General features: G+C 57.2%; 10 protein-coding genes. All 10 read right to left on the reverse strand.

Going from position 1 to position 12,723, the window contains the following annotated elements; genetic code table 11:
• Window positions 1-10: 10 nt before the first annotated feature.
• Entirely contained in the window at window positions 11-1,951 is a 1,941-nt protein-coding gene (locus tag NKJ67_RS04715) for a rhamnan synthesis F family protein (RefSeq protein ID WP_352580675.1), read from the reverse strand.
• Window positions 1,952-1,985: 34 nt separating this feature from the next.
• Window positions 1,986-3,083: a hypothetical protein gene (locus NKJ67_RS04720; RefSeq protein ID WP_352580676.1), complete on the reverse strand. Its 1,098-nt coding sequence runs from the start codon at window positions 3,081-3,083 to the stop codon at window positions 1,986-1,988.
• 385 nt (window positions 3,084-3,468) lie between these two features.
• Window positions 3,469-4,524 (reverse strand): NAD-dependent epimerase/dehydratase family protein, encoded by a 1,056-nt coding sequence (locus NKJ67_RS04725; protein ID WP_063171698.1) that lies wholly within the window; start codon window positions 4,522-4,524, stop codon window positions 3,469-3,471.
• 150 nt (window positions 4,525-4,674) lie between these two features.
• Window positions 4,675-5,691, reverse strand: coding sequence for a hypothetical protein (locus NKJ67_RS04730; RefSeq protein ID WP_063171697.1), 1,017 nt, complete (start codon window positions 5,689-5,691; stop codon window positions 4,675-4,677).
• A 131-nt stretch (window positions 5,692-5,822) separates the two neighbouring features.
• On the reverse strand, window positions 5,823-7,379 hold the full coding sequence (locus NKJ67_RS04735; RefSeq protein ID WP_352580677.1) for an alginate O-acetyltransferase AlgX-related protein: 1,557 nt from the start codon (window positions 7,377-7,379) through the stop codon (window positions 5,823-5,825).
• A 199-nt stretch (window positions 7,380-7,578) separates the two neighbouring features.
• Window positions 7,579-8,988, reverse strand: coding sequence for an MBOAT family O-acyltransferase (locus NKJ67_RS04740; protein ID WP_352580678.1), 1,410 nt, complete (start codon window positions 8,986-8,988; stop codon window positions 7,579-7,581).
• A gap of 223 nt (window positions 8,989-9,211) precedes the next feature.
• A complete protein-coding gene (rfbD, locus tag NKJ67_RS04745; protein ID WP_352580679.1) occupies window positions 9,212-10,087 on the reverse strand; it encodes a dTDP-4-dehydrorhamnose reductase in 876 nt (291 codons plus the stop codon).
• The gene (rfbB, locus tag NKJ67_RS04750; RefSeq protein WP_352580680.1) at window positions 10,084-11,154 is read right to left on the reverse strand and encodes a dTDP-glucose 4,6-dehydratase; all 1,071 of its coding nucleotides are present in this window, start codon (window positions 11,152-11,154) and stop codon (window positions 10,084-10,086) included. Before rfbB ends, rfbD begins: the two co-directional genes overlap by 4 nt.
• Before the next feature lie 22 nt (window positions 11,155-11,176).
• Window positions 11,177-11,731, reverse strand: coding sequence for a dTDP-4-dehydrorhamnose 3,5-epimerase (gene rfbC / locus NKJ67_RS04755; protein ID WP_352580681.1), 555 nt, complete (start codon window positions 11,729-11,731; stop codon window positions 11,177-11,179).
• A complete protein-coding gene (rfbA, locus tag NKJ67_RS04760; protein ID WP_127327141.1) occupies window positions 11,732-12,613 on the reverse strand; it encodes a glucose-1-phosphate thymidylyltransferase RfbA in 882 nt (293 codons plus the stop codon).
• Between the last annotated feature and the right edge of the window lie 110 nt (window positions 12,614-12,723).

A 12,723-nucleotide genomic window follows, 5' to 3' on the forward strand; every position in this document is an offset into this window, starting at 1 on the left:
GCCCGAGGCCTCAGCGAAGAGCGATCAAATTTCTCACGAAATGGGCGAGTGGCCGGACCAGGTTGAGAAGCCTCGGCCGGCGCACAACATGATCCGCATATAGGCGTTCGAGTTTCCTGTGGATCCATCTACGAATCGGCGCCTCTGACCGCTTCTGCAACAGATATTCATACTGCATCGAGATGTTGTGGCTGGGAAGTTGCGCTGCGAGAAGCTGCAGTTTGTATTCAAGCTTCACATAATTGCGCGCAGCCGCGTAACGATTGCAGATCGTGAGCGTGCGGAAATGGCGGCTTTGGGCGCAATAGCCCATCAGTCTTTCCAGAAGGTGGGCTAGGCCGCCGTCGACATGGTGTGGTTCGGGGTTGAAGTCCGTCCATTTCCAGGGATGCTCGAACAGGGGCCGCAGCGCCTCGGTGCGAAACCAGAACATCGTGCCGTAAGCGGCCACTGGCGTGTCGCGATCGACGGGAACTTTGATCCCAATCTGAGCCGCCAGCTTCAGCATGGGAGCCTTGTTCGTGTACCAAGCATGACCGAGCGTGCCGAAACCGATATGCACCGTAGGCGGTATGACAAGGCCGATCTTGGGATTCTGATCTAGGACATCGTAAAGATTGCGCACGTAATCACTATTGAAAATCAAATTGTCGAGTAGGTGGTCGCGGAATGAGTTTCCGATCTGCCGGCCCACCTGGGGCGTCCGTTTCGAATGGAGGCGCAGCGCCACTTCGTAATTTCCGGCAAGGACGACATCTTGAAAGGTTATGAATAGCGCGGACATGTCGCGGCCGCGATTCGCGGCGACCACCCGGACCTCGATCATCCCTCTCGGCCAACCTTGATCCGCGATGAAGGCTTCGATATGCCCCTTGTTCTCTTCGGACGCAGTTGAAATATAAAGGTCTGCCTTGCCCGGGAGTTGCTTTAGGCTAGGCCAGATGTCTTTCAGCACATCAATATAGAAAGCGTGAATGAACACCGCCACCGTGCCGAAGTTCCATTCGTCTTTAGGTTCCCCGACGTAGCGGTCATCGAGAACGGCGTGCTCCTCGAGGTTGGTGTGAAGCGTACGCAATTCCGCCTCTGTCAAAAGCACGTTCCACAGCAGATTGCACAGTTCCGGGTCGCGCAGTGCAAGTGCATCGAGCGCCCGGCGGGCATAGATCGCTTGTAAGTCGTGGATTAGCGGATCGAGCAGGAACACATCCTTCGGAACGACCGGACCGCCGAGTTCGACGAGTTTGTGGACCTCGAACATGCGGGGATCGAACGATTCTAGCTGTTCCGGGTCCAGTAAATACTCGACCTTGAAGCCGGAGCTTTCGACCAACTGGCCGAACGCGATCACTATCCCAAGGAAATCCGACCAGTAGTCCGAACTAGGCTCGGCACGGTCCCAAAATCGACGGAAACTCTCCTGTGCAAGCAGGCTGCGCTTGAAAAAAGTGAAGTCGAAATAGGGAATTCTTGCCGGAAGATCCCGCGCCGCGAGCCTCGGATCGATTTTCGGGGCGTGGAAATAGGGCGCCACAAGATCGGCGTCCGAAGCGAGCGCCCGCTCTAGATATGGCTCGAAGACCCCGATCGGCCCGGCCATATGCGATCCGGTGACCAAAACGCAGTCCGCCAGGTCCGGCGCGGTTTCATAGATGTGTTTCAGGCCCAGGCGAATCCCTTCCTTGAACGTCAGGCGAGCGTGCGGGCCCACGACCGCGTCAGCGAGATCGGCCAGAAGGACGCCGACTGTACTGTTGAAAGGAGCCAGCGCCACCACCAATAGATAGTCCGCAGAGCCCTTGATGCGGCGCAAGGCCTCCCCTGCAAGTGCCGCCGAAGTCTCGCTGACATCATCATGGAGGACATAAATCGCATAGCATCGCATAAGATCACCTTCGCCCATTCTTTTGGAAAGACGGGGGCGATGCAACATTTTGTCATCGTCCGTCAAGCCGGTTTCGGGCGGATCGCCGCGATCCGCAATGTCAGGAGGATTCCTTCAGCGGCGCCAACCAACCCCCGGGTGCTACGGCGGCACTTTGCAAATAGGGCTTGAGGCGATCGGCAAGGCGCCTCAACTGGTTGCTGACGGTGGCGTTGGCCCAAACGTCCCTTCGATCATAGTAATGCAGCGTAAGGGGATCTTTAGGGAAAATCCCATTTTCCGGAACCTGCGTCCTTAGATATTTTCCAAGTCGGTCGTAGCTTGCGATTTCCTGCTCCAGCATCTCATGGTGGTAAGTGTCCCTAGAAAGTAAAATATTCCTTTTTGGCAGATTTTCTATGTATATTCTTTCGATTGTTCCATAAATATCCGGCATTTCCTTGAGTTGTAACGCGTACATCGCTTCTCTGACTTGCCCTCCCAAGGCACCATGCTCTTCGCCAAGATGTTCTTTGAACCTCAACATCGAGTCAATTACTTCGATGGTATGGGATTCGTTGGCGCCACCGCCGCTTGCGGAAAGATCACTTATGCCGAAAGAATTTCTTGCCATAGCCAAAAATATATCTTCCTTTTGTCGTACGAGAACATCGTATAGATATATGTGACAATCAAACTCATCTGATTCAAATTTAAATTTAAGAAGGTCCCCAATAGGATTATACCTCCACGAATATTTCGGATCTATCAGGTGCTTTATCAGAAATTCGCTTAACTCTTCACCGAAACCAAGCTTAGCCTCCTCTTTCCATTGAGAATACAGAAGATCGCTTGGCTCTCTTACGAAATATACTACAACAACATCGTGATTGCAACCATTCGCTATACTTTGCATTTTCCTTATATATAATGAACTCCATCCAGACATGCCTTCAGCCGACAGAATCACGTTTTTGTTATTTCTCAAAATATCGATCCATTTCGAATAAAGATCTGGATCAGCCTCATCGCCAATATACTTCTCGGCCGCTAACGAAAACCCGTGATGGCCTGGGTATCGGCCGTGAACAGTCATGTCGCGCCCGAGTACCGGATAGCAAAATTCCGGACCACGAAAGACTTCCAGGTTCGCGACGAACATCTCTTGAATGTAAGTGGTGCCGGTCTTGGGCGGGCCGATGTGCAGGTATAAAGTCATTCAGTTTTCTGCCTCAGTGCCCGTTCTTTCGGCCGGAATTCGTTGCCGTAAATTCGTCCCCGAATCGGGCTAATCTTGGAATGCAGAGGTCAACAATCTTCCTGCTCCAGTCTGACTTTGGAAATTCATGTCCATTTAACATGCGCTGCCGCATCATGAACATGGCACCATCGCTGATTTGCGTATCGGTTTATCCAGCCTCGCACACACTCCACGTAGGAAGTGTTCCCCATCATAATATACTCATCTGTGGCTAGCTGATCAGAAAGTCGACCATATCCGTAACCACTTTCTCAGTGCGATGAGAAATGCGATCTCCGCGCCCATCGAAAATCGGCTGCCAGCTCAGCGAGATTTTCGCTTCGGCGCGGATCGGACGGAGATTTCACTCCCCGCCCCACTCCAAAAACTTCGACATGCCGGCCTCAAGGGTCACCTGCGGTCGCCAGTCGAGGTGTCGGATCGTGTCGGAAATATCGGCCACTGCGTAGCGCACGTCGCCGGCGCGAAATTGCCCGGTCACCCGAAGCTTGTCCTTCGGCTGTCCCATCATGACCAGCAGCATCCGCGCCATGTCAATGATTTGCGTGGGTTCGCCCGAGCCGATGTCGAGCACTTCGCTCGGACACTTCTCGGCAAGCCCGATCAACGCAAAGGCCCGCGCCACGTCATCTACGTAGACGAAGTCGCGGACGATGGCACCGTCCTCGTAGATGTTGAGGGTAGACTCTTCCTCAATCTGCTTGCGAAAGATCGAGATTACCCCCGTGTAGGGATTGGAAAGCGATTGTCCCGGTCCGTAGACGTTTTGCAGGCGCAGAATCCCGACCTCGACATCAGTGCCCCAGAACGCCTGCGCTAGTAGATATTCCTGCAAGAGCTTGGTCGAGGCGTAGATCGATGCGGGGCTCGCCGGACAAATGGCGGCGCGCGTAGCGACGGGGGTCAGCAGTTCGTCCGTCGCGCTGCGCGGCGTGAATATTCCCTTCGCCATGTCCTCAGCCGTGCGGGCCCTCGCTAGGACATGTTTGCCGCGTGCATCAACACACGCACCCTCGCCATAGACGGAGCGCGAACCCGCGACGAGCACCCTGCCTACGCCGACCTGCGCCCGGACCGCGTCGATGAGGTGGGACGTGCCTATGATGTTGACCATGTTGTAGCGGGTCGGCTCGTCGTAGGACTGGCCCGTTCCGGTTTCCGAAGCGAGGTGATAGACGCGCTCCGGTCGCGCCTCGCGGAACGCCGCGGCAAGTGCCGCTGCGTCTCGCACATCTCCCCTAATGACGTGGACGCCTTCCAGCATCGGCGACGGCGCCGCGTCTGCTCCATGCACCTGAGGGAGAAAATTATCGTAGACGGTGACCTCGTGGTCGACCTTGAGCAGTGCACACAGGCGCCTGCCAATGAACCCCGCTCCGCCTGTAATGAAAATCCGCATCCTCGCTCCGATCATGGTATGCTACAACTCTTGCATCGGGTCGGCGCAGCTTGTCCCACGGCGATGTCCGTGAATCAAGGCACAACCCCAACTCTGGCGGACACATATTGATCGAAGAGCTGCAAGTTGGAATGCAGCTGTCTGCTTCAGTCAGGTGGGAGGCTGCGCGTATCCATACGGCGCGGATGGTTCACCCACGAACACGTCGAGTCCGAAGCACGAGGCATCGAATATTTGCATCAATTCTTCGGTAAGTTTTGGCGGAAGTGACCAATCGATCCCTGTTGCCGCGCTTTTGGGATCTTGATTGAGAACCCAATGCAGCTTGATTTTTTCGCGCATCTCCACGCTCCAAGCCGAAAACGTACCGTCTGAAACGTCTAAGTAATGGGCAAGCCACTCGAGTTGGGCACGATCGCGCTCATGCATCTTTAAGAACTCGGAAGGCACGGGCGCCAGCGCAAACGTCCCGCCAAGCATTGCCAGGTTCTGAGTCCGCAGCCACTCGAGAGCCTGATCGTCCGCCGTGGGGTTTTCGTGCGGTATCTCCTGCGGCGGCTCGACCGCACCCATTACGGAAAAAAACCGGTCCCGATACGATTGGTCAGAGATAAATCGTTCGAACAGAAAGACGTTCAAATCGAGCCCGGACTGTGCCATCGACGAAAAGAGGCGAGCGTAATTCCACTTGTGCAGCATGCCATAGTGGCGCGTTGAGATCAGATCGACGCAGAAATGCCTGAAGTCGTAAGGCATCCCATTCTTCACGCGCTCCTTGTAGGTGGATCTGAGCAGATCCCAGTGATTTCTCACGACAAAGACGAAACTCACATCGGGGCCGAAGAGGCTCGCGATATTGAGGCAGATTTCGAGGGGCGGCATGGCCGCTGGAAAATTCGTGAGGTCTTCTTCTGATACCGCAACGGTCGCTGCGCCGGCCGCCGTGGCCAAGTTTTCAATTTCGCGCCGCCATTCCGCGAGCAGATGAACTGGCGTGTTCCATCGGGTCAGGTTTGGCAACCAGCGCCGAAGTATCAGTTCGCCATGCTGGCCATGTACAAACCCCTGTTCCTTCCCGGCAAAAAATACTCCGGAAAGCTTGGGCAAAACCGCCTGAATGGATGTCGTGGCGGTCTTTGGAAATCCCACATGGAATACCCAACGCATGTAATCTCCTTTCTAGCATATCGAACGTCACGTGATCGAGACGTGACATTAGAGGAGGTTCGTTCAACGCCCACTGTGGCGTCTCAATCGCGCAGCATTGCCTGAAAAGCTCAATGAGCCGGGCACGTCCGCTACTGCCAACGAGTCTTAAGACGGTCAATTTCGAAGTCCTGACTGCTGAATGTCGGCGTAATGCGGAAGACGCTGCCCATATAGTCGGCCGGCAGCAGCAAATTGATCTCGCCTCGTCCTTGGTGGTCCAGCGGCACAGTTACAACGGAATATTTGGAAAATCCCGCACCGCGGCCAGGTATCGCCAAGCCAACAATCTCCGATCCAGGGGCCTTGATGGCGAGCGAGAAGCAGAAGGTTTTGGTTCCGGCCGGGGCGACGCCCGGCTCAATCAGAATGTAGGGATCCTCCGAGGTGACATGGAAACGGGTCGGTGAAACACGTTCTAGATTCTTGAGGCTCAAAGACGATTCAGGTGCGTCCGCTGCGGAATCGAAACCGCAGCGCACCTCTGCCGCGATACTATTGCGGCGAAGGATTTCCTGACCAAGAACGCTATCCCACGACAATGCCGAATTGACATGGCGCATGGCCATAAAACGCTCCACCGAATTCACGATGATCCGGTCCGCCTGCTTTAGGCTCGCGACGATTTCGTGGTATTGAGCATCGGGCCGGTTACGGAACGCAGCGGCAGCGTCCTCGAGATGGATGAACTTGACGTCCTGGAAATGCGGGCTGAGCCGTCTGGCGAGCGCCATGTAAAATGAGTCGTGAAGAATCACTGTCCGGCCGGGGATCTTCTGCAACTGGGCAGCCCATTTTGCTAGATCGTCATCGACGGCGTCAGGAATACTCTCTGGGTCGTTCTGCGCGACCATCCCCGTCAGTTCCATGTTTCTAGTCTGCGTGGTGGTGTTTATGGTCACAAGGCGGGCGGGATAGCCAAGCCATTCGCGTATGTCTTCGATTGCTGCGATGTGCATCGCGGGCACCCAGTGGGTGTCGTAGCGGGCATAGCGCTGGCCGACGCGCGCGCCAATTCGACGAATCGAATCCTCGTGGCTGTGAAACATGCCACGGCCATAGCGTTGGTACGCATCGGTCTCGATCTGGCGGATTTCGTCGTAGCACTTGGCATAGATCGCGGCTCGGCCAGTCACAGAGTCCCTCTCGACCGTTTCCTTGTTCGGCGACATCGTGATCATCAAATCCATGCCCGCCGCTGCGGCTAGAGCCATGTGAAGGCGGTAGGCTTCGAGACTGGCGGTGATATCGTCCTTCTTTGAGCAGTCCCGGCTGACGATGCCTGGTTTGTAGAAGAGATATCCGTTCCCGCCGGAGACAACGGTGTCGGTGTCGAGAAAGCCAAAGAAGCGCCAATCAATCCAATTGCGGGCGCTCACGGCCCATTTTCGAGGGTAGAATCGTTCGATCAGGGCGTCCGAAAGTTGTTTGCGCCCGACATTATCATTTGAGAGTAAGTGACCAAGCGTCGGAAAAGACGTGAAGTCGCGCCGTTCATAGAGATCAGGAAGGCCGAAGATTGAAAGTGTCACCAACGGGCCCGTCAAGAACAATGCGAACAGCGCGATCTGAATCTTCTTGAGGACGGATTCCCCGCGAAACAATGCGGTCAGTGGAACTCCCCGCAAGTCCTGAACGTCCTGTTTCATTCCCCATCGCCTCCACGAAGGTTCTGCTGCCTCAGCACAGGCGCTGGGTGATGCGAGCGGTACGAAGAAAAGAGCTTCAGATCAAACTGTTCAAGCTGCAACGGCGACTCTGCCAAGGCATGGAGATTGCGTCGTCTCCCATCCGTTTCGCTCGCGCCTCTCAAATTGGCCTCCATGTTCTTTACGATCGTGAGCAGTCTTAGAAACGGAAATACAGAAATGGACTGAACGAACTCGACAGCACGAATACTCCGGCAAGGATGAGCCCGACCGCGGTATAGGGCACACGACTGAGAACGCGAAAGCGTGTGGGATCCTGCGCGAGCCAGGCCCCAATCGCAGGTCCGCGCGGCGCCACGAAGATGAGAAGCCCGATTGCGAAAAACAGAACTGTTCGCGGATTGAGCGCGGCGGCCACGGGTTCCGGCAGCGGCGCGCCGAGTTCGCCCAACGCGAAGAGGTTCGTCATGAAAGTCCACGCTTGGGCGAGCGAATCGGCCCTAAAAATGATCCAGCCGATGATGATTACCGGAAGCAGATAGAAGATCCGAAGCACGTGGCTCTTTTTCTCCGCGGCCGCGTTTCCGAATACCAGCTTTTCGCAGATGAGAAAGGCGCCGTGATAGAGGCCCCAGATCACGAAGGTCCAGGCGGCGCCGTGCCACAGGCCGGTGACCAGGAACACTACGGCGAGGTTGCGATAGGTGCGGATTGTGCCTTTGCGGCTGCCGCCTAGCGGTATGTACACATAGTCGCGAAACCACGTGGAAAGTGAGATATGCCAACGCCGCCAGAATTCGGTCACTGTCGAAGCCGAATAGGGCCGCATGAAATTTTCGTTGAAACGGATGCCAAAAATTCGGCCTAGCCCGATGGCCATGTCCGAATATGCCGAGAAGTCGAAATAGATCTGGATTGCGTAAGCGAGCGCGCCCAGCCAAGCTACCGTGATGGTTACATCGGCGCCGTGAACTGCGAAGCATCCATCAGATATAGCGCCCGCGGCATCGGCAATAATCACTTTCTTGAGCAGGCCGTGGACGAATCGAGCGACGCCCGCCGAGATATTTTCCATCGATATTTGCGGATTGTGGAAATCCTCGCCGACATCGCGGAATCGCACGATGGGGCCGGCAATCAACTGCGGGAAAAAGGACTTGTACGCTCCGAAGATTATGAGGTTGCGCTCCGCGGGAACATCTCCACGTTTTATGTCGATCAGGTACGATATCGCCTGAAAGACGAAGAAGGAGATTCCGATAGGCAGCACGACGCTCTTGAAAGAATCGGACACATGAGTGCCGATTGCCTCATCCACATTCAAGCCAATGAAGTAGGAATACTTATAGTATAAAAGAAGCAGAACGTTTACCCCAATGCCGATCATCAAAACCGCGTTGGTCCTGTTTCTCTCGATTACTCTGCCGTAGGCCCAGTTGAAAACGATTGAGAAGATAAGTACGGCAACGATAGCGCCGGATCCCCACGCATAGAAGACCAAGCTGGTCAAGAGCACCATGGGTGCCGTGAATCGTTTTCCTCCGACCATGACAAGGGCCATGGCGATGGGCAGAAAGGCGAAAAGAAAAACCGGTTCGGAGAATACCATTCATCTGTCCCGCGTTGCTGCGCGTTTGTTCGACACATGGGTGTTGTACAGGCCGCGGAGTGAACTGGCATGTTCTCTACGCGGCGCTGCGTGCGCCTTGGTCCGAGCGCACAGTGACGCTTCGCCGGCCACCCGTGGGTGGACCACCTGCGGACCGCCCTTTGCATCGTGCATGTTTTTCGACGATGGATCCTTGTTCATACTTCAAGGCCCATTCCGTCTCTCAGACCAGGACACGCCGCATCACCGCTTCCGTAGATCGCCGCCAGTCCGGTGCCCTCCACCCGAACACGTCGGCGAATTTCGCGCTAGACAGCCGGGAATTGGCGGGGCGGCGCGCCTTGGTTGGGTAGTCCATCGTAGCAATGTCCCGTACCCGCGCCCAGGGACCACCCAACACGCGGCTTGTGTCGAGGATATGGCGGGCAAAGCCGCTCCAGTTGGCCTCGCCGGTTCCGGCCAGATGATAGATGCCGGATGTGGCGGCGCCCTCGTGCAGCTGTGCCGCCGCATGCAGGATCGCGTCGGCGATATCAAGCGCCGATGTTGGATTTCCCCATTGATCGGCCACCACCGCGATCTCGTCACGGTCGGCGGCCAGCCGCAGCATGGTTTTCACGAAATTCTTGCCGAACGGGCTGTAGACCCATGCCGTGCGCAGGATCAGATGGCGCGGATTGGCTGCTGCAACCGCCTGCTCGCCGGCAAGCTTGGAGGCGCCATAGACGCTGGCTGATGCGGTCGCGTCGGTCTCGACATAGGCCGCGTCCTTGGTGCCGTCGAAGACATAGTCGGTCGAAAGATGAATGACGGGAACGCCAAGCAGCGCCGCCGCTTCCGCCACCTTGCTGGCGCCGATGGCGTTCACCGCGAATGCCAGATCGGGCTCATCCTCGGCCTGATCCACCGCCGTGTAGGCGGCAGCCGACACGACGATATCAGGCTTCGCGGCCGCGATGGCTTCGATCACCGTGTCGGGTCTTGCAAGGTCGAGTTGCGGACGGCCAATGGCTATGACCTCAACGCCGTCGGCCGCCTGGCCGGCCTCCGCAAGGCTTGCCGCGACCTGTCCGTCGCGTCCGGTGACAACCAGCCTCACGCCGCCCCCTTGCGTGCTTCGCCCAGCCGTTCACCGGCATAGCGCTGCTCGCGGATCGGTCCCCACCACCAATTGTTGTCAAGAAACCAGTCGACGGTCTTGGCGAGGCCGCTGTCGAAATTCTCATTGGGCGCCCAGCCCAGGTCCCGGCCTATCTTCGAGGCGTCGATGGCATAGCGGCGATCGTGACCGGGGCGGTCGGTGACGAAGGAAATCAGGTCGCGATAGCTCTTGCCCCCTGCCCGCGGCCTCCTGCTGTCGAGCAGATCGCAGATCGTCTCGACGACGCCAAGGTTCGTCCGCTCGGAATTGCCGCCGACATTGTAGCTTTCGCCCGGCAGTCCCCTGGTCGCGACAAGTTCCAGCGCGCGTGCGTGATCCTCGACGAACAGCCAGTCGCGCACATTGGCGCCGGCGCCATAGACCGGCAGCGGTTTTTCATCGAGCGCATTGAGGATGACCAGCGGGATCAGCTTTTCGGGAAAGTGATAGGGTCCGTAATTGTTAGAGCAGTTGGAAAGCACGACCGGCAGGCCATAGGTTTCGTGCCAGGCCCGCACCAGATGGTCCGAGGCCGCTTTCGAGGCGGAATAGGGCGAGGATGGCGCGTAGGGCGTTTCCTCGACGAACATGCCGCCATCGAAGGGAAGATCGCCGAACACCTCATCGGTCGAGACATGATGGAAGCGGAAATGGCTCTTCCTGTCTTCGGGCAGGCCGCGCCAGTATTCCAGCGCGGCATTGAGCATCTTGTAGGTGCCGACGATGTTGGTTTCGATAAAGGTGCCCGGCCCATCGATCGAGCGGTCGACATGGCTCTCGGCGGCGAGGTTCATGACGATGTCGATATCGTCGCGCCGGAGGATGTCGAGCACAGCCTTTTCGTCGCAGATGTCGGCCTGCGCGAAGCGATAATTGTGTGCGTTCTCGATCGGCCGCAGCGAGGCCAGGTTTCCCGCATAGGTTAGCTTGTCGAGATTGGTCACCCGATAGGCCGGGTTGGCGCATAGATGCCGGCACACCGCCGAACCGATAAAGCCAGCACCGCCCGTCACCAGAAAATTCATGCCGCTGTCCTCACGTAACCCATCAGGCGAACACCTCGGCGGCGGCCAGCAGCGGCGCCTTGAGGTCCTTGTCCGAGAGCTGGAACCCGCCGGTCAATGACGGCCATTCGATGCCGATGGCGGGATCGTCGAAACGGACCGACCGATCATGCGCCTGCGAATAGGTGTCGGTCACCTTATACAGGACCTCGGTGTCGGGCACGAGCGTCACGAAACCGTGCGCGAAGCCTTTCGGCACCAGAATCTGGTTGCCCTTTTCGGCCGACACTTCGAGAGCGACCCATTTTCCGAAGGTTTTCGAACCGCGGCGAATGTCGACCGCGACATCGAGAATGCTGCCCCGGATGACGCGCAGCAGCTTGTCCTGGGCGCGCGGCGCAAGCTGGTAGTGAAGCCCTCGCAAAACGCCCGCGGCGGCGGAATAGGAATGATTGTCCTGCACGAAAGCCAGGTCTATGCCGGCCTGCGAAAAGCGCTCGGCATTGTAGGTTTCCACGAAGAAGCCGCGCGCGTCGCCATGTCGCTTCGGCACGATTTCCAGCACGCCATCGATGCCAAGGGGCCTGACCTCCAACACCTAGCCCTCCGACAGGTCGACGACACGCCGGCGCAGATAGGCGGCATATTCATTCTTGCCCAGGCGATCGGCGCGACGCAGAACCTGGTCCACTGTCAGCCAACCCTGTTCAAAGGCGATCTCTTCGGGACAAGCGACCTTGATGCCCTGGCGGTGCTCGATGGTGCGCACGAATGACGAGGCCTCATGCAGGCTGTCATGCGTGCCGGTGTCGAGCCAGGCATAGCCGCGCCCCAACCGATGCACATGCAACTGGCCGCGCTCGAGGTAGACGTTGTTGACCGCCGTGATCTCGAGCTCGCCGCGCGCCGAGGGACGGATGGCAGGGGCGATGTCGACGACGTCGTTGTCATAGAAGTAAAGACCGGTGACCGCCCAGTTGGATTTCGGCACCTGCGGCTTTTCCTCGATCGTCAGCGCCGTTCCCGTGGCCTTGTCGAAGGAAACCACGCCATAACGCTGGGGATCCTCGACATGATAGGCGAACACCGAAGCGCCCTTTTCGCGCGAGGCAGCGTCGCGGCAAAGCTGCGACAGCCCGTCGCCGAAATAGATGTTGTCGCCGAGGATCATCGACACGTTGTCCTTGCCGATGAAATTGCGGCCAATGATGAAGGCTTCCGCCAGCCCGTTTGGCTGCGGTTGCTCGGCATAGGACAGGTCGAGGCCGAACTCCGATCCATCGCCAAGCAGATCGCGAAAAACCGGCAGGTCACGCGGCGTCGAAATGATCAGAATTTCACGGATACCCGCGAGCATCAGAACGCTCAGCGGATAATAGATCATCGGCTTGTCGTATATCGGCAGAATTTGCTTAGAGACTGCTAATGTTAGTGGATAAAGACGCGTTCCACTGCCTCCAGCAAGGATAATTCCTTTCAAGAAGCTCTCCTTGACATGCCTGAACCCCCCGGCCCCAGCCGCCCGTGCTTAGGTTCCATGCAATGGCTTGTCAATCTCGGCGTTCGGCAAACGTCTGGGTCACGACCCGG

Origin of the sequence: Mesorhizobium sp. M0088, assembly GCF_040322895.1 — a bacterium.
Classification (GTDB): Bacteria; Pseudomonadota; Alphaproteobacteria; order Rhizobiales; family Rhizobiaceae; genus Mesorhizobium.